The 18701-nt window shown below is 53.8% G+C and carries 14 protein-coding genes, 1 tRNA gene and 1 riboswitch; of the genes, 10 read left to right on the forward strand and 5 right to left on the reverse strand.

Annotated features, from left to right (window positions below; all coding sequences use genetic code 11):
• Positions 1-15: 15 nt before the first annotated feature.
• Positions 16-91, reverse strand: a riboswitch (SAM riboswitch).
• Between the two features lie 125 nt (positions 92-216).
• Positions 217-750 carry an SMI1/KNR4 family protein gene (locus tag IPG22_01180; protein ID MBK6586925.1) on the forward strand — a complete coding sequence of 178 codons (534 nt, stop codon included), beginning with the start codon at positions 217-219 and terminating at the stop codon, positions 748-750.
• On the opposite strand, the gene IPG22_01185 is transcribed toward IPG22_01180, so the two are convergent.
• From IPG22_01185 to IPG22_01195, 3 genes are read right to left on the reverse strand one after another with little or no spacing between them, the layout of a single operon-like run.
• Complete coding sequence (locus tag IPG22_01185; protein MBK6586926.1) at positions 720-1409, reverse strand: hypothetical protein; 690 nt, start codon at positions 1407-1409, stop codon at positions 720-722. The two genes, IPG22_01180 and IPG22_01185, sit on opposite strands and share 31 nt — an antisense overlap.
• Before the next feature lie 26 nt (positions 1410-1435).
• Entirely contained in the window at positions 1436-2269 is an 834-nt protein-coding gene (mutM, locus tag IPG22_01190; protein MBK6586927.1) for a bifunctional DNA-formamidopyrimidine glycosylase/DNA-(apurinic or apyrimidinic site) lyase, read from the reverse strand.
• Entirely contained in the window at positions 2270-3310 is a 1041-nt protein-coding gene (locus tag IPG22_01195) for an NDP-sugar synthase (GenBank protein ID MBK6586928.1), read from the reverse strand.
• A gap of 246 nt (positions 3311-3556) precedes the next feature.
• Between IPG22_01195 and IPG22_01200 the strand changes: the two genes are divergently transcribed.
• Positions 3557-5590, forward strand: coding sequence for a tetratricopeptide repeat protein (locus IPG22_01200; GenBank protein ID MBK6586929.1), 2034 nt, complete (start codon positions 3557-3559; stop codon positions 5588-5590).
• A gap of 98 nt (positions 5591-5688) precedes the next feature.
• On the opposite strand, the gene IPG22_01205 is transcribed toward IPG22_01200, so the two are convergent.
• Complete coding sequence (locus IPG22_01205; GenBank protein MBK6586930.1) at positions 5689-8190, reverse strand: hypothetical protein; 2502 nt, start codon at positions 8188-8190, stop codon at positions 5689-5691.
• Between the two features lie 369 nt (positions 8191-8559).
• On the opposite strand from IPG22_01205, the gene IPG22_01210 reads away from it, so the two are divergent.
• From IPG22_01210 to thiD, 3 genes are read left to right on the forward strand one after another with little or no spacing between them, the layout of a single operon-like run.
• Positions 8560-8856, forward strand: coding sequence for a hypothetical protein (locus IPG22_01210; protein MBK6586931.1), 297 nt, complete (start codon positions 8560-8562; stop codon positions 8854-8856).
• Positions 8853-9485 (forward strand): thiamine phosphate synthase, encoded by a 633-nt coding sequence (locus IPG22_01215; GenBank protein MBK6586932.1) that lies wholly within the window; start codon positions 8853-8855, stop codon positions 9483-9485. The genes IPG22_01210 and IPG22_01215 overlap by 4 nt, the downstream gene beginning before the upstream one ends.
• The gene (gene thiD / locus IPG22_01220; GenBank protein ID MBK6586933.1) at positions 9482-10279 is read left to right on the forward strand and encodes a bifunctional hydroxymethylpyrimidine kinase/phosphomethylpyrimidine kinase; all 798 of its coding nucleotides are present in this window, start codon (positions 9482-9484) and stop codon (positions 10277-10279) included. The genes IPG22_01215 and thiD overlap by 4 nt, the downstream gene beginning before the upstream one ends.
• On the opposite strand, the gene IPG22_01225 is transcribed toward thiD, so the two are convergent.
• Complete coding sequence (locus IPG22_01225; protein MBK6586934.1) at positions 10280-11143, reverse strand: hypothetical protein; 864 nt, start codon at positions 11141-11143, stop codon at positions 10280-10282.
• A gap of 119 nt (positions 11144-11262) precedes the next feature.
• Between IPG22_01225 and IPG22_01230 the strand changes: the two genes are divergently transcribed.
• The 5 genes from IPG22_01230 (at position 11263) to IPG22_01250 (ending at position 18629) form a co-directional block, all read left to right on the forward strand.
• The gene (locus IPG22_01230; protein MBK6586935.1) at positions 11263-12024 is read left to right on the forward strand and encodes a chlorite dismutase family protein; all 762 of its coding nucleotides are present in this window, start codon (positions 11263-11265) and stop codon (positions 12022-12024) included.
• Positions 12025-12297, forward strand: coding sequence for an acylphosphatase (locus IPG22_01235; protein MBK6586936.1), 273 nt, complete (start codon positions 12025-12027; stop codon positions 12295-12297).
• A 12-nt stretch (positions 12298-12309) separates the two neighbouring features.
• Positions 12310-12831, forward strand: coding sequence for an adenine phosphoribosyltransferase (locus IPG22_01240; GenBank protein ID MBK6586937.1), 522 nt, complete (start codon positions 12310-12312; stop codon positions 12829-12831).
• 36 nt (positions 12832-12867) lie between these two features.
• Positions 12868-12944, forward strand: a tRNA-Arg gene (locus IPG22_01245).
• Between the two features lie 636 nt (positions 12945-13580).
• Positions 13581-18629: an Ig-like domain repeat protein gene (locus IPG22_01250; protein MBK6586938.1), complete on the forward strand. Its 5049-nt coding sequence runs from the start codon at positions 13581-13583 to the stop codon at positions 18627-18629.
• The last annotated feature ends 72 nt before the right edge of the window (positions 18630-18701 follow it).

Here is an 18701-nt window from a genome sequence, read left to right on the forward strand (position 1 = left end):
AGACTTTTCAAAAATTCGATATGTCTTTTCAGCTGTTTAGCAGTTTATTTAACGTGGTCGCAAGTCGCATTAACTCACCACGATCATTAAGTATGATGATGTTCCTTTCGGTGGAAAGTGTCAAGCGTATTGCCTGACATCGAGTCATTACCTAGAATATCGGCGGGCCCTGGAATTAGATCCGCCTGCTGCGGATCAACTCAACCAATTAAAGTGATGAAAATAGAAAACCTGATTCACAACCTGTTGAACGAGGTCAAAAAAGATGGGGAGCAAAGGCTGGAAAATGGGGTTTGGTTAGTACGACCCGCTCCAGAGATCGCTCCGAAGGCCTGGACACACATTGTCTATCCTCCTCTATCGGAATCTGATATCAACGATTTGGAATTGCAATTGAGTTTCCGGTTCCCATCTCAAATACGGAACTTCTTCCTTCATTTCAACGGGGCATCCTTCTTCGGAAGCCAACTGACACTTTGGGGAAAAAGAAGTAGTTATTCGCGACAAGGTATAAGTTCCTGGCAGCCCTTTGACATAGTGAGCCACAACGCTCCCAGCGAACGTCCTCCAGGCAGTCCTTACTCGATCGTATATTTTGGAAGCACCGAGTGTGGTGATAAACGATTGTTCGTTAGCAAAGATGGGGTCATCGGAAAAACGCCGACCCAAGTGTTCCGTTCGGAAGTGAGTTGGCCAGACTTTGAATCATTTTTCCAAAGTCAGTTTGTAATGTTGAGAGAAAAACCGTAACCGTGATTCGCGGCGTGGGCAGTTTTCATATCTGCGGCTTTCATTTTACCAAAGAACGCGAAGTCCGCCTTTGGCCCGTTGATCTCGAGGCGCCAGTTCGTGAAGTCTTCGGCGTTGTCGCAGTTGTTGCCGTGGCCCTGGAAGAGCAGGGTGTATTTGGTCGCGGGTGTGACGATGCCGCGTTTGAAAAAGCCGGTGCCTCGGCTCACGCGGCCGGAGAAGATCCATTCCTTGTAGAGTACGACGTTAGGAGAGTTCGATGTATTGTCAGGAATGTGGACACGCCGCGAGGTCATCATGGTCGGCCGGGGCAGCACGAGCGAACCTTTCTGCTCACCTTCGGTCATGAACTGGAGTGTCCAGGCAGAGCCCGTAAATGCATCGACCAGATCGAATTCACCTTCGGATGTTTTTTCGAACTCCTTGATAACCTCGGCAATGCCTTTAATATCGTCATAGCTTGCGGGAGTCGTGTAAAGATTCGCCGCCTTGCCGAATTTCATGTCCTTGAGCAGGTCGAGTTCGTACGACGCAATTTTTCCAGTCGAAACGCTGTAGGTTCCCGGCTCAGCACAGCACGCACAGGCGAGGGCATTTGCTGAAAGTGTGGTGATGCAGACAAGAGCGAAAAAAGCGGTGATCGATAGTTTTTTGAGCATTTGAGAAAGCCTCCAGAGGTAGAACGTCATCGACGCTGACATTTGCGGCAATAGTACGTTGAACGCCCGCCTTGTTTCAACCTTAGGATCGGTGTTTCGCAGTTTTTGCAGGGCTCGCCTTCGCGATCGTAAACGAACCAACCGGCATCGTCGAGTCCGCTGAAATAGCTGCCCTCAAGATTTTCCGGATCGACGTCGCGGGTTCCGGCGTGAGAAACGGCCTCGTTGAGGACGGCGATGATCGCCTCGTGGAGCTTAGCAATACTGCTCTTTGACAATTTATCAGCAGGCTTAGTCGGATCGAGCCCGGCGGCGAACATCGCTTCGGCGGCATAGATATTCCCGAGGCCGCAGACCTTTGTCTGGTCGAGCAAGAACTCTTTGAGACTGCGTTTCGAGCCTTTTGCTGCTTTGGTTAGATACTCTATCGAGAATTCTGTTGAGAAGGGCTCAGGAGCGAGTTTTTTTAGCTCTTTGGCTTCGTGAAGTGTGTCGGTCTCAACAAGTTTCATCAGACCAAAATGGCGCTGGTCGTCGAAAACGAGGCGTTCGCCGGTGGTTAGGTGAAAAAGCGCGTGGGTAAATTTCGGATTCTCAGCCTCTGCCTGAAGAAGCGAAAAACGCCCGCTCATCCGCAGATGCACAATCAGCGTTTTGCGGCCGGTAAGGTCGATCAGGATGTGTTTGCCGCGGCGATGGACGAAATTGATGGTGGTCGAACTTAACCGTTCGGCAAAATCTCCGGGCGAAATATCCGGAGCCAAACGCTGGCGGAGCAATTCTGCCGAAGCGATGGTTCTACCCTTCACGATCGTGTGTAGAGAACGTGAGATCAGTTCAACTTCAGGTAATTCAGGCATTTAGACCCTTGTGTAGTCGGTAAGCGTTGTCTTGTCTCCGATCACGGAGCCCTCGCCGACGGTAACATTGCGGCCGATGTGACAGCTGCGGCCGATGATAGAATCGCGGATCTCAGCGGCGGTTGAAACCTTAGTATGTGACCAGAGCACGGAATTTTCGATCACGGCCTTTTCCTCGATGTATACACCGGGCCCGATGACGGAATTTAAGATCCGAGCCCCAGGCTTTACCGTGCAGCCTTCGCCAAGAACAGAACGCTTGTCGATGTCGGCTTTTGTGGTAACGTCCGAATAAGCGGATTCGGGACGTTCGATCCCCTTTATTTTTCCGCTGAGAAAATCATGATGAGCCCGCAGGTAATTCTCCGGCGTGCCGATGTCGAGCCAGTAGCTGTCTTCCATCACATAACCAAAGAAAGGAAGGCCGCGGCTTAGAATATCAGGGAAAACATCGTATTCGAATGAGCGATTCGCGTCTTTGGCGATCAGATCCAGGATCGACGGCTCGAGGATGTAAACACCTGCGTTTATTGTGTTTGTCTTGAGATCTGCAAGTTCTTCGCCCTGCGGTTTTTCAACAAAACGGACGATCCGGCCATAATTATCAACCTCCGACACGCCGAATCTGGAAACGTCCGTGACCGGCACGAGTGTCAGAGTAGCTGCCGCCTCATTTGCCTGGTGGAATTTAACGACCTCGGAAACTTTGAGATCAGTAAGAATGTCGCCGTTTAAAACAATGGTCGTCTCTCTTAGCGATTCCGCAGCCAGTTTATAGGCCCCGCCGGTACCCATCGGGTTCGCCTCAGTGATATAGCGGAGATTAACGCCGAATTCAGAACCATTCCCGAGAACGTGCTCGATCTTATCAGGCTGATAGCTCAGCGAAAGCGTGATGTCGGTCACGCCCGCTTCGCGCAAAATATCGATCTGATACAACAGGAACGGGCGGTTTACCACGGGGACGATCGGTTTCGGCGTGTAAACGGTTAGCGGACGAAGCCGAATACCTTTACCACCTGCGAGAATCAATGCCTGCATAAAAACTTCTGCGAACCGGTCCGAACTTTAAGACTAAGAGACAAGCCGCGAAAAATCAAAAACGCGCGGGTTTTAGTTGTTCAAGAATGCAAAACAAATATAAAAAACGTTGACACTCAAACTGGCACATGCTAACGTATTTCATACAGGTTCGCATAGGAAACCTGTGCACTCCTCCAGATCACAATCCCAACAAGGCGTGCCCGGCAGTTAAGCGATCCGCAGTCTTCTTTTACAGAAAAAATAATGAGTTTCGATAAAGCAAAAGCGATGCGAAATGCGGAGCGGTTCGTAGCGCAGGGCAAAATTCGAGCCGCGATCGCCGAATATCGATCTGTGGTCGATAACGATCCGCGCGACATCGCGACGCTGAACATGCTCGGCGACCTTTACGCCAAAAACTCAGAAAAGAAAGAGGCTGTCGCCTGTTATTTACAAGTAGCAGAGCACTACAACACGCAGGGATTTTCTCAAAAGGCGATCGCGATCTATAACAAGATATCGCGTATCCAGCCTGAATCGATCGAAGTGTCAGCAAAACTTGCGGAGCTGCATAAAATAAAAGGCTCGCTCTCGGAGGCGCGATCTCACTATACAACGCTCGCCGAACACTATCAGAAGAACGGCCGCCGTCTCGAAGCTCTGGCGATGTACAAGCAGATTGCCCTGCTCGATCCAAACAACACTGAAGTTTGCATGAATCTCGCCGATTCATACATCCGAGAGAATCAGAAAGACGATGCACTTGAGGCGTATGCCGAGGCGGGAGCGAGATTCAGCCGTCAGGGAAAGCACGAAGAGGCGATCCGTGCATTAATGAAGGGCTTTGATATCAAATCGACCGACCTCCGTATCCTGAACGGCCTGGTCAAAGCTCAAACAGCCCTGGGCCGTGCCGGCAAAGCTTCTTCGCTGCTTGAAGAGATCCTCGAGAATGAGCCGTACAACCGCGATGTTCTCTACTTGCTTATCGAATGCTGCATAGATTCACAGAATGCCGCCGGAGCTGAGAAAGCTGTTATCAAGCTTGTCGAGATCGAGCCGGCGAATTACCCAAAATTCCTCGACCTGATCCGGATCTATTTGAACGTGAACGATCCGGAATCCGCGGCGCGGATTCTCACCATGTCGTCCGAATACCTGCTCGCCGGCGGGCAGTCAGATGAGTGCGGGAAATGGATCAACGAGATACTCGAACGTGATCCGGCACAACTTTCAGGTTTACGGCTGCTCGTCAGGTACAACTCTTGGCTCAAAGACGAAAACGGATTCCGCCTCGCGCTCGAACGCCTATATACGGCAGCAGCCGGCCGCGATTCAGTCGATGATGAGAGATTTGCATTGTCTCAATTGGTTGTTATTCGGCCGCATGAAACGCGATTCCGCGATCGACTGAACGAGATCAACGAACCATTTGGATACGAAGATGCACCGATCGATCAAGAGTTGATGGACGCTCAGTTCGCTAAGGACGAGCGATCGGAGCTCGAGTCCAGCAGCGTAGATCATGGCGAAGAAGATCACGAGGTTATCGACGGTGCGATACTTGAAAGTTCATCCGGCTTCGATTTCAAGCCCGCGAACGACGCTCCGCCACTCTCCGCCAGTGCCGAGCAGAAGATCGAGAAGGAACTCGAAAGCATAACCTTCTATATTGAGAACGACTACAACGATCTCGCCGAAAAGGCTTTGGCTGAACTAGCCGCTGAATTTGGAGATCGAGAAGAATTTGCCGAGCTTCGCCGAAAGATCGGCGTCGAATATGTTGAGCAGAAACCGGTCGAGGCGTCGGTTGTCGCTGAAGAACATCATGAGGAACTCGTGGCCAGCACGCTGGGCATTGACGAGATCCGCTCCGAATTTGGCCTGGAAAGTGGCGAAGATCAAGACGATGAAGACTACGAAACCCACTATCACATGGCCGTCGCTTATCAGGAAATGGGGCTGATGGAAGAAGCCATTCGCGAGTATCAGGAGGCGGTGAGCCTGGTCGAGACGCATGACGGAACAAGACGATTCTTCCAGTGTTCAAACCTGCTTGGGCATTGCTTCTTGCAGAGCGGAAAGCCTAAGCACGCGATCACGTGGTTCGAACGGGCGCTTGATACGCCGGATATTGCCGACGAAGAATACCACGGCCTGTGGTATGAACTGGCCAGAGCTCACGAAGTCAATGGCGATGAAGCAAATGCCGCCCGCTACTTTGAACAGGTATATGCCGAGAACGTAGATTTCCGCGATGTCAGTGTACGAGTAAAGAACCTTGTTGCAAGTAATTAACCGCCCGGCCAATACTGCAGCGTTCCAAAGTCCTTGTTTTTCTTAATCGGAGCGGCAGTTCCAGAAACTATCAGACCGCCGTTAAATCTGTACTCCGGTCACGGTAAGCGGGCTGGCTTCTGTCGGACGGATTTCTTTATATCCTTGACATGGTCTGCCTCGGGCGTGGTCTCATACCCAGACCCCTTTGCCTTTGGCTGGCCGTAAAGTTCAGGATGCTGGTAAGTTCCCTTTTCGGCCCCCTTTTTCTCAACCTCGACCTGAGGCTTATTCTGCCGCATCCATAGGTCATTACGGATGGCCTCGACTCGCCACGACACCTTGGAACCCGGCACGCCGCCCGCTATACGGAATGAACAAAGCGGCGCGGCCACTCCCGGGCCGGCATCGGCACCAACGGTCAGAGCAGTCGCGTCGATCTCCTCAGCAATGTAAAGGTTCGGCATCGGAACCCCGACAGCCGTTAGCATGTAACTAGGTTCTTTGTTGATCTTTGCGAAGTAAGCCGGTAGTTTGACTATCGCCTCTCCATTGTTGTCTAGGATCACCATTCCACGATAGAAGTTGATGATCTCTGGGCTTTCAGTGGAAAAGTGGCGAAGGACCTTGTTCTCAGGATCATCAGGGTGGTCTATCCTAAATGACTTTGAGCCCGACGCTCCTAACTCGCCGCTGGAATACACGCCATAGGCGCCATCGCCAGTCCCGCCAATTCCCCAAACGCCACGGGCACCGGTTCCGACGCCCACGCCATACACGCCGACGCCGCCGCTGGTGCTGCTGCCGCCCACGCCAACACCACCATTAGTATTGATCCCGTCAACGCCGCGTCCGCCGGTGCTCGCGGTTTGCCCTCTTACGCCGAAGGCCGACCCGCTTGTGGCAGTGGCCACGCCCATAACGCCACGACCCGATGTACTCTCGGTCCTGCCAAAAACGCCAAAAGTGCTTCCGGTAGTAGCGGTCGCAATACTGTAGACGCCATACCCGGATGTGCTGTCGGCATGGAATCTTCCGCCATAGGATTGGCCTGTCACCGACCTGCCCCAGCCAAAAACGCCGGTCCCTGTATCGCTCATGCTCTCGCCAAACAGACCATAGGTGAAGCCCGTGGTTGCCGTGGCCCTTCCGAAAACGCCGCTCCCATCCGTACTGAAACTCTGAAAGAAACCGCCATAGGTAGTTCCCGTTCCGGATGAAGCAGACCCCAGCACTCCGCGGCCGTCAACGCTGTCGCTCTCGCCTCTCACGCCGTTTGTCGTTCCTGTAGTGGACGTTGCCAGACCGTATACGCCGCGTCCGTCATTTGCAAAACTCGCAAAAAATCCGCCATAGGCCGTGCCGGTTGTTGAAATGGCCTCGCCATGTACTCCTTGCCCGTCAGAACTGGCCGAAATGCCCCGCACTCCGTAGGTGATGCCAGTCGTGGAACTGGCTTGGCCGACCAGACCGCGCCCATTGACGCTGTCGCTTTGGAAAAATCCACCATAGGTTGGTCCTGTTCCCGCATTGGCAAGGCCATAGACAGCGCGCCCGCCGTCGCTGCTGGTTAGGAAGAACCCTCCGTAAGCGGTCCCCGTCGTTGCGATGGCTTCGCCATAAACGCCGCGGCCGTCAGTGCTCGCGCTGATGCCGCGCACGCCGTAAGTAACACCGGTAGGGGAACTGGCTTGTCCCAACAGACCGCGCCCGTCGATGCTGTTGGATTCGAAAAATCCGCCGTAGGTCATGCCCGTAGGTGATCCGTTCACACCATACACACCACGCCCCGTCTCGCTCACGCTCGAAAAGTATCCCCCATAAGTGCCACCCGTAGGAGCTGTCGAGTATCCGTAAACCCCACGGCCGCTGGTGCTCTCGCTAACGCCTTGTACACCGTAGGCCGTGCCGGTCGTGGCCGACGCCCAGCCTTCGATGCCGCGTCCGTTCGAGCTGGTGCTTCTGCCACGTACGCCGTAGGTAATTCCGAAGGTCCCCGTTGACAAGCCGTGGATACCTGAGGAGCCATCAGCATCGGAGGTGTTCTCGCCTCGAATAATTTCAAGGGAAGTTGTCGGTGTCAGTATTCCGGCTGCGGAACTAGAACCCGTAAGGCTCAGCGGGACGGGAAGTCGGTTGACATCGAGTGTACCTGTAGTAAGGTTTCCCGCATTCTGATAGAAAGATGCTGACTGCCCGTTAAGCTGGGTAGCGGTTGTCGCGGTAGTGGCTGTGGCGGCGGTTTCAGCCGTCGCGCTCTTGATCGCATATGGAGCGCTGTTGACTATTTGTCTCGGCGACAGAGCGGTAAACGCACCTGTGCCGGCGGGTCGGACGCGAATCTCGATGAAGCGGAGTGCACCCGGAAACTGATCGCCGAAATCAAGGTTTACAGCAAAAGCACCATCGACAACCGCCACGCCATTTCTTGTAATCGCTGGCCCAAACTGGTTCCCGCCGGCCACTGCGTCGAAGAGCAGGAACTCAAAGTCATAGTTCGCGTTAGCTTGGACCGCTCCATCACGCAAACTGCCCTGGTATGTGAACGCGGTTGTTTGACCAAGCACCATACCAGCAGCTAATGCAACAATTATCAATATTCGCAAGCTCGTCTTTTTCATGCCACCTCCGTTGCGTACTCGATGCGGTCGCGATCAAAAAACTGACTATGATGGTGAAAATATTCGCGCCCGAATGTGAAAAACCCCCAAAATTGCCATCAGTTACGCGTTAAAAAGGTCTTACCTGAGTAGAACCTACAACTATCGTACCGTTCGCGTTGCACGTACCGGCTGCGGGCGGTTTTGATGTGATCTGAACTTGACTTTGTTGTTACGGCACAATAATTCTCCCGATCGGGAGGTGCCTTCTAGTTGAATGGATCTGCGGCAACTATGCCAAAAATTGCTCAGAGGATAGTAACTATAATAGACTGTTCGTTAAGTCAGTAAGAAGTACTGACCTCTGCAGAAATTCCACGAGTTAGTGATATGGTTGAACGCCTAACGGTCATTTTTTTTATCCTTCTGTGCATGTTATTGGGTTTTTACCTGATTCTGTCACCGTGGGACGCGCTTTTCGGGCCGTGGGGCGAAAATTACCTGCTCGTCTTTCTTTCTGACCGGGCGGGAGTTCCCGGATTGCAGCGGGCGGTTGCTTCAACTTGGTTTCGCGGGGCAGTTACCGCACTCGGTGTCCTCAATCTGGTTATCGCCTTCTGGGAGGTTGCCCATTTCAACCAGAGTGTGAAGATGCTTGCGGGAAATGAAACCGGGGAAGATGCGTGACCCTTCAAATTGATAGACCCCTAATTTACCTTATAACCAAAGGCGAGGCGGTTGACGACGATCTCGAGAAAAAGAGCGGTGAGGTCCTCGATATAATTCGACTTGCGGTTGAGTTAGAGATTCCTCTTGTGCAAATACGAGAGAAAAGACTCTCGGCCAGGGTGTTGTATGAGCTAACGTATCAGGCCGTGAGTTTGACGAGCGGGTCTCGCACGAGGCTCCTTGTGAACGATCGGGCTGACGTTGCTCTAGCAGCTGGCGCGGACGGCGTTCACTTGACATCGAGGTCGCTGCCCGCCGAAGTTATCAGGGGTACTTTTCCAAGTGATCTTCTGCTCGGCGTTTCGGCTCATACGGCCGAAGATGTGACGGCAGCCGCGCTCGCAGGGGCAGATTTCGCAGTATTCGGGCCTGTATTCGAGACGCCCGGAAAGGGGCGGGCAGTCGGCTTGGTTGAATTGTCCAGTGTTTGTTCCCAAACCGTGGGTTTTCCGGTCATCGGGCTCGGCGGGGTCGATGGCTCAAATTATGAATCCGTTCTAGCATCAGGAGCGGCTGGGTTTGCAGCTATCCGGTGGCTGAACGATCCAGCCGAACTGAGCTCCCTAGCTTTGAAAATAAACCAATGAAAGATCAGGGAATAGACAAGAAACCACCGGTCTGCCTGACGATCGCCGGGCTTGATCCTTCGGGCGGGGCCGGCATCATCGCTGACATAAAGACATTTTCGGCGTTCGGGTGTTTCCCCACAGCTGCAGTAGCTTCAGTTACTTTTCAGAACACTCAGGGAGTTTTCGGGGCAGTTCATCAAACTGCAGATTCAATTCGTTGCCAGGTTGAGCCGGTCATCGACGATTATGAGGTTGCGGCTCTAAAAACCGGGATGCTGCCTACGCGAGAGATCATTGATGAGGTCGCCCGTTTGGTCGAGCACTTTGGTATTGAGAACGTGGTTGTGGATCCTGTTGTTCGGTCCACGTCCGGTTTTGATCTAATAGATGATGCCGCACTGAGTTCGGTGATCGAGAAGTTATTTCCACTAGCGACTGTGATCACGCCAAATATTCCTGAGGCGGAGCTCATCGCTCGGATGCAGATCAGGTCCGAGGCTGATATCGCTACGGCAGCGGGAATCATGCGTAACTTCGGTGCCGAAAATGTTCTGATCAAAGGCGGTCATTTAGCGGGCGACAGGGCGAGGGATTTCCTGTTCTTGGGAGATAAAGTTCACGTCTTCGAGGAGGATTTTATCGAAACGAACTCAACGCACGGAACCGGATGTACTCTCGCTGCCGCGATCACAGCTAATCTTGCGTTAGGAAAGACCCTTGTTGATTCGGTCGGGATCTCAAAAAAATTTGTGCATGAAGCGATCCGAACGTCGCCCGGATTAGGAAAGGGAAATTCGCCGATAAATATCTGATTATTTGGCTGGAGTAAAGATGCTCTTCGACTGGTAGGTTACGCCAAAGATGACTCCAGTTCTAGGGCTATATTTCGTGAGCCCGAATGCTGCAGCTGTGTCAAACCTTAATCCCGAAGCCTTTATCTGCGTACCGATCCTGAACTGCCCGACGCTCTCGGTCCCCACTGGAACTGATCCGCTCCGGGTGTTCGCACGGCCGTTGACCTCACCTAGGATGTTCACGCGATCCGTCAGCCTATAAATGCCCGCAAGCCCATACAGGATCACGTCATTCTGGGTAAATCGCTCGAGTGGTGCGGTCATTATCTGGAGCCCAAGGTTTCCCATGGCGTTAAATTTGGGAGTGTTGTCGACGACGTCTCCAAATTTCTTCTGGAGCAATATCTTAGAAAAGACGTTTATCTGGTTTGTTCCGATACCTCGGGCCTGGTCAGTGTTTGGCATCTGAAAGCCGAACTTAAGGCCAACAGCGGGTAATATCCGTGTCTCATTTCGCAGCTTAACCTTTGCTGAAACCGTAAAATCGTCAAAATCGTTGGTGGAATTTCCGTCTACCGTCAGCGGGATATACGACGGATTTCTCGAGTTTATCGCAACAAAGTTCTGCAGCGTACCTTCGATCTGCAGTTCGACGTTGGATGAAAATCCCGTTCGAATTCGAATGTCGCCCACGCGGGTCAGGTCGCCGTTGATTCCGGAGAGGGGGAATTTTGCGTTCTGAAAAAAATCAACTCCAACACCAATTTGAAGGGAACCCGGAGGCGTGATGTCAACATCGTCTGTTAAAAGAGGCCGCTGCTGAGCCGCCGCAGCAAGTGAGGCAGCCAAAACGAGAAACAGAGCAGTGCCTAATCTTTTCACAGAGATGATTCTTACACTATCCGCGGATTTTGTAAATCAACAAGTAACTACCTCGTTCGACCGATTTGCACATAGCTGACTAAACTTGCAAAATTGTCCTTTGGATATCTCCCGGGCAAATGACCAAGGAACTACTACATTTTCAGAAAGAAGCGAGCGAGATTCCACTCCGGCTCGTGCCGGAGATGGAGGAAGTGCCCGAGCTTTCAGCGGTCGAGAAGCAGTTCGTGAATTTTACGTTCCTGAGGGTAATCCCGGAATGGCGTGCTCTCGATGATGAAACGAAGGGAGTTTATAAGGCTGAGTTTGCTGAGATTTTTGAGAGTTTTCGCGATGATTTCCTTCTGTTCAGTTATTCCCTGGTTGGTTTTGATTCGCGGGCAGATCTAATGTTGTGGCGGGTCGCCAGGTCGCTCGATCTGATACAGGATATGACCGCGAGGCTGAATCAAACGAATCTTGGGCGGTTCATCGAAACTGCGGATAACTATCTTTCGGTGACCAGACGCATGATGTTTATTGACGGGCCGGGTGAGAACCGCCAGCGTGTAAGGGCAGGCTCGGCGAAATACCACTTTTTCTATCCGTGTGCGAAAGATCAGGAGTGGTTCGAGATGCCGAGCGAGGAGAGGGATAAACTGATCGAGGAGAACTTCATGGTCGGTAAGCGGTTCCCGAACATTAAGATCCACCTGACTCACGCATTTGGATTTAAGGACACGGAGTATCTGGTATCGTTTGAGACCGATGAGCCGAGAGATTTTCTCGCTTTGGCCGAGGAACTGAGACGGACGCCGGCGAGCAAGATGACGCTGCGCGGAGTGCCGATCTACACGTGTCGGCGGCGTAGTTTGATGGAATGCCTGGATGCTCTTGGTTAGATGATCGCAAGGAAGTTCTACATTAGCGGGGAGGTTCAGGGCGTCGGGTATAGATTCTTCGCCCAGCGGTCGTCGGCACGCCATCAAGTGCGCGGCTACATAAAGAACCTGAGTGACGGCCGTGTTGAGGTTCATGCCGAAGGATCAGCCGCAGCCGTCGATGCTTTTAGACAGGATCTGGCGGCAGGGCCGCTTCAGGCGAGAGTGACTGTATTGGAAGAGCTTGTACTGGAACCGACCAGGTTGTACTCAGCATTTAGAATAGAACGATAGAAATTAGAAGAAATGGAACATCTAAAAAAACTCATACGCGAAGTGCCCGATTTCCCGAAACCGGGTATTAACTTTTATGACATCACGACGCTTTTGAAAGATCCCGAGGGTCTGGAAGGCACGATCGACGCTCTGACCGAACAGTGTCGTGGTTTGGAGATCGACACGATCATCGGTGTCGAATCACGCGGGTTTATTTTCGCGACTCCGCTTGCTTACCAGCTCGGAGCCGGTTTTATTCCGGTACGAAAGCCCAAAAAACTGCCTGCCGAAAAGGTCTCGATATCATATGACCTCGAGTACGGCCAGGATACGCTCGAAATGCACAAGGATGCGGTTGGCGAAGGGCACAAGGTGCTGATCGTCGACGACCTGCTGGCGACAGGCGGTACGGCCCGCGCGGTTGTCGATCTCGTCGAGAGCGTTGGCGGTGAGGTAGCAGCTTTGCTTTTCGTCGTTGAACTGAATTTCCTCAACGGCCGCAGCAAATTCGATGGCTATGACGTAAGGTCGCTCGTGCGATATGATTCTTAAATGCTGACACGCCGGCCCTACGCCCGCGTTCCTCTCGCTCCCGTAGCTCAGTAGGATAGAGCGTTCGCCTCCTAAGTGAAAGGCCGGTGGTTCGAATCCACCCGGGAGCACCAAAACCGAATTCCACCCCAGATCGAAAAAATTTGGGGTGGATTTTTTGTGCTTTTCTTTGTGATCGTGTTTTAAAGTGTGAATCGATTCACACTTTGTCAAAATAGGAGCATTTTCGACAGTTATGGCGTAAAACAGCCGCTTTGGTCGTAGGAGCAGGGTGTCCTGTCGGTCATTAATACACCGTTTGGTAGAGGTAAATGCGAGATTGGTCGAAGGTCATTTTTAGAAAATTGCTTTACCAATCTAAGACGTTGAGTCATCTCTGGGGCCTGGCTGAAAGTCATCTGCAAAACCTATTCTGAGGGAAAAGGAAAATACCGTCAAACCCGCCTCGCTGGGTGTTGTCAAACAACAGGGCCGATTATCTTTGCTACCGAGATTCGTGAAACCATACGCCATTCAAGGCTCTGTTTTTTCTCATCTCTCAAACCGGACATTTTTTTTCTACAACTACCGGACATGTGACATATGATGTGCGACTGACAGATGTCCAAAAAATCCCTTGACTGGATAGCTAAAACTAATGCACTATGTAGGCAAATCAAGAAATGACTGATGATGTTACCGGCCTACACGTTTGTGGAACTAGCCGTTAACTCGCTTTTACGTTAAAAAAAATCGACAGGAGAATATTTATGCTTAGGCAGATCACGCTTTTCGGCGCTTTGGCGCTACTCGTTGCTATTGGTTTCGGCTTTGTAACGCAGAATTCGTCTGCTGAGAAGCGGTCTTTGGCTGCTTCGGTGAAAGATGATACCGCGGGCCGGCAATCGCTGTCACGTGCGCGGAAAGTTTCCGTGCCGGAAATGCTCACACCCAGCTTGCAGGCCCCCGGAAGCGATGGTGAGCTTGATGGTAGGCAAGGTTGTGCCCACGTTGACGTAGAACTAGGCAAATTCACCAAAGCCGAGATCGAAGCAATGGAGAGCATCTGCGCCGATCCAGAAAAGAGCACGCAGACCCCGCCAGATCTCAGCCGGGGTATCCACGAGGCTAATATTCTGACGATTGTCCTTGATATTCGTTGGACGACGGACGCGGCGGCATCGACCAGCGACATTTTTGGGAATACCACTGCCAGATGGGATCCTTCGCTGTTTGGTTTCACAAATACCCCCGCGAACCGGACGTTAATTGAAAACGCCATTTTGGCTGAAGTCCAAGAGGATTATTTCAACGAGCTTGCAGGTACCGTCGCGGGGCCCCCGGGACAGGATCTCAGGATCGACTTCATCCTTGGCGACATCGGCGTTGCACCTCCCGGCCTGACAAATTATTACTACATGCAACTCGGTGACGGTACTGCCGGCCCGCATATTGGGGCATTAGGCGTTGCTGGAGGTTCGGTAGTACGGAATTCTGGCGGAACTGGGCCTAATTTCGGTATAGTTGTAGGCAACGTAGTCGGCTCGATATTCATAGATAATATTCAGGGTCTCGGCGGCCTCGCTCCGGCGAATGCTCTTTCGTCGGGAGATATTACCTTTACCACCTTCGCGGTCGCCGGCACGACCTCGCACGAAGCCGGCCACGCTCTTTCGCTGTCGCACATCAACAAAGCCGGTTCCACACAGCCGACTGCGGTTCCCCCGTTGATGGGAACGGGTGCGATCGATCTGCCTAATCAGGATAGAATCGGTGAAAGGTCATTCTCGCTTTCCGGGGTCGACGGGGAAAACGGTAATGCTGCTCGCCAGCATATTCCACAGCTTCTAGGGGCGATCGGGCTTCATTCGACCGCAGCATGTACACTCACATGTCCGGCAAATATTACGGTTTCGAACGCTGCGAATCAGGCCGGGGCAGTGGTTAACTATCCAGCGCCGACGACGACCGGAAACTGCGGCACGATCACCGCCTCGCCGGCTTCCGGGTCTTTCTTCCCGATCGGCATTACGCCGGTTACGGCTACCTCTACCGCCGGGCCAATGTGTTCTTTCAACATTACCGTGAACGACACGCAGCCGCCTAATATCTCAACGGTCGCGAACTCACGCTTTGCCGGTTCACCTGTCTCCAATTCTACGATCGCAAATGTTAGCGATAATGTTGGTGTGACGAGCGTTACCGTCAACGGCGGAGCCTCGGCAACTGTTAGCGGTGTAACGGTTTCAAATCTCGTAAATACCGCTGGTGTCGTGACAGCTAGTATCGTCGCTGCTTGCGGAGCCACGAACGCTAACTTTAACATCACCGCCTCGGATGCTGCTCTTAATACCGCGACAGCTCAGATGACCGTTACGGTGACGAATCCGCCGCCGGTTCTAACCTATACCAATCCGCCTGCGATCGTGTACGGCCAGTCCGGAGTCATTGTTAACCCGGCGACGGGGCCAAGCGATAACGGCTCGGTCGCAAGCGTTGCGGTCCAGTCGACCGGTACGTATACGGGAAATATCTCCGTGACTCCGGCGGGTGTCGTTTCGATCTCGAACGCCGAACCGGTCGGTGCCCACACAATCACGATCCGTGTGACCGACAACTGCGGAGCGACCACGGATGCTCCGTTTACACTGATCGTCAACAAGGCTGATACCGCGACTAGGATCATTTCAGACGTACCCGACCCGACGGTGTTTGGTCAACCGTACACTGTGAGTGCGGCGGTTACGCCCCTCATCCCGACTTCGTTGAGCGGAACGCTTGGTGTCGGCGACCCGACGTACAACCGTCCGCTAGGCTTTCTTCAGGGCAGTGCGTGCTCTCTTTCCGGCGTCGGAACGGCAGTTCGATACCGTACCCATTCCTTTACCCTTGCATCCAGCTCAAACATAACTCTGAGCACATCGCCGGTCGATGGAGCGACGATCACGCCGGCTGCAGCAGACACATTCATTACGCTCTACGGACCGGGTGGATTCAATCCTGCAACGCCCTGTGCGAACGCCATAGCGGCTGATGACGATACTGGTGGAAGTTCTAACAAATCCAGGATATCAACCACTACCCCACTCGCAGCGGGTAATTACACGCTTGTTGTCACATCCTTCGATAATGTGCCGAGTGGTGGCGGGGCATTCCCGTGGACCTACACAGCGCGGCTGGTACCTGCTCCTGTGCCGCCATTGGCGGATGAAGACCTACGCTTAGTCGACAAGGGCGATTTTGCTTTGCCGGAAGGAGTTGTACCGCAATACTCAGGAAGAGTACTCTCACCGGATGCTCCAATGGTGGTGCAGGCTCCGAGCGGAAACATAAGTGTGAGTGACGGAACGAATCTCTGTGTGATCATTTTGCCCGCAGCAAGTTGTGTTATGCCATCGACGTCTGTAGGAGCCGCAACACTAACGGCGACGTACTCGGGTAACGCAAACTTCAACGGAAGCACCGCACCGACGGTACCGCATACGGTCAACAAGGCTGATTCCGCAACCACCGTGCAGACGCTGATCAATGCACCGAACTACGGTTCGACGTTGACGGCGACGGCGACGATTACGGCGGTAGCACCTGGTTCGGGAACGCCGCAGGGGACGGTGAACTTCAATGACGGAGCAGCACCGATCGCGGGCTGCCAGAATGTGGCGGTGACGGCACTGGGAGCGGCGGTCTGTACGACGAACCAGCTGCCGGCGGGAGTGGGCAAGGTCATCCAGGCAGTGTACTCGGGCAACGCGAACTTCAACGGTTCGAACGGCTCGACGACCCAGACGATCGGCAAGGCACCGCTCAATGTCGCGGCCTCATCGGCGGCGGTCACATACGGCGATGCGGCACCGGCGATCACGGCAGCGATCACGGGCTTCGTGCTTGGTGAAACGACGGCCAACCTGACAACCCAGCCGACGTGCTCGACGACCTATGTCCAGGGCTCGCCGGTCTCAGGCTCGCAGTATCCGTCGAGCTGTTCGGGAGCGGTCTCGAACAACTACAGCTTCAACTACATCGGCGGCAACGTGACAGTCAACAAGAAAGGCCTGACGGTAACGGCGGATAATAAGAGCCGTGCCTACGGAGCCGCGAACCCCACGCTGACGGCAACCTTCACGGGCTTTGTCCTCGGCCAGAACCTCGGAACAAGCGACGTGACGGGCAGCCCGCTGCTTTCAACGACGGCGACGCCATCGAGCCCGGTCGCGGGCAGCCCGTATGCCATCACGGCAGCACTGGGCACCCTGGCATCAGGGAACTACGCCTTCACAACATTCACGAACGGCATACTGACCATCACCCAATCCCAGTTGACGGTGACGGCGAATAACCAGACAAGAGTGTTTGGAGCCGCTAACCCGGCCCTGACGTTCACGATCACTGGCTTCCAGAACGGAGAGACGCTGGCGACAAGCGGTGTGACGGGAACCCCGAACATCTCGACCTCAGCCGTCTCCACATCGGCTCCGGGAGCGTACCCGATCACCGCCGCACAGGGAACCCTGGCAGCCCCGAACTACACGTTCGCGACCGTTAACGGAACCCTGACGGTAACACAGGCGGCAACGACGACCACGATCACGAACGCCTCAGCCCTCGGAAACTCGACAGTGGTCGGACAGAACTACCCGGTCAACTGGACAACGAGTCCGGTCGCCCCGGGAGCGGGAACCCCGACGGGTAATGTGACAGTGAGCGACGGTACGGGCAACACCTGTACGGCAGCGGTCGCGGCCGGCACATGCAGCCTGGCCTCGACACTCGGTCCGAAGACCATCACGGCGACCTACGCCGGCGATGCGAACTTTGGAGCGAGCACGTCACAGGCAGTCCAGCACAATGTGGTGATCGGCCTGACGGGCAACGTCAAGCAGTTCATCGCCTTCGGCACGAACGTGAACCTCGCGGGCGTAACAATGACACTGCTGAACACCGCAACGCAGCAGGCCACAACGACCACCACTGACGCAAACGGCAACTACTCATTCGGAGTAACGCAGACAGGCGGCAGCTATACCATCACCCCAAGCGGCCTCGGCAAGGCGTTTGAGGCGACAAGCAGAACGTACACCAACGTGGCCGGCAATATCACGGGCGGGGACTTCATCGCCTACGATGTACCGGGCCCGAACGCGATACCGAGAACGGCGAGGGTGGTGAGCCAGATAGCAACGCAGGGACAGCCTGTGACCGTTCCGGTGCTGATGACAACGACGGGTGTCGAGACGAAGGTGGCCTTTACGGTGGAATATCCGGTAACGGCACTGGGCATCCCGACGGTGACATGCGGCACGGGAGCAGTGAACTGCACCCTGGCCGTCAACAACTCGCTGCAAGGCAAGGTCGGCATCACGATCACTCCGACGGCGGCACTGCCAGCCGGAACGAGAGAACTCGTGAAGATCACCTTCCCGACCTTCCAAAGCCCGGCGACGAGTGCCCAGATCAGATTCGGCGACTTCCCAACTCAAAGGGACGTGAGAAACGCGGAGAACAACCCGCTGCCGATGCTGTACTGGACGGACGGGCTGGTCTCATTCACCGGCGGCACACTGCTTGACGGAGCCACGATCTCCGGCAGAGTAACAACCGCAGCCGGACAGGGCCTGAGAAACGCGACGGTCACGATCATCGACACGGCGGGCAACCGTAGAACAACGGTAACAAGCTCATTCGGAGCCTACCAGTTCGAAGGGCTCGAGGTCGGACGCGACTACCTGCTGACGGTGGCCAGCAAACGATTCAGATTCGCAACCCGCATAGTAAACCTCACGGAAAACCTAAGCGATGTGAACCTGGTCGGCCTGGAATAGAATAGCTGGCGTTCCAACGCTAAAATGACAAGCGGCTCGGAGTACACTTCCGAGCCGTTTTTTTAATTCGAT

The sequence above is a fragment of the Acidobacteriota bacterium genome, from assembly GCA_016703965.1.
In the GTDB taxonomy this organism is placed as follows: Bacteria; Acidobacteriota; Blastocatellia; order Pyrinomonadales; family Pyrinomonadaceae; genus OLB17.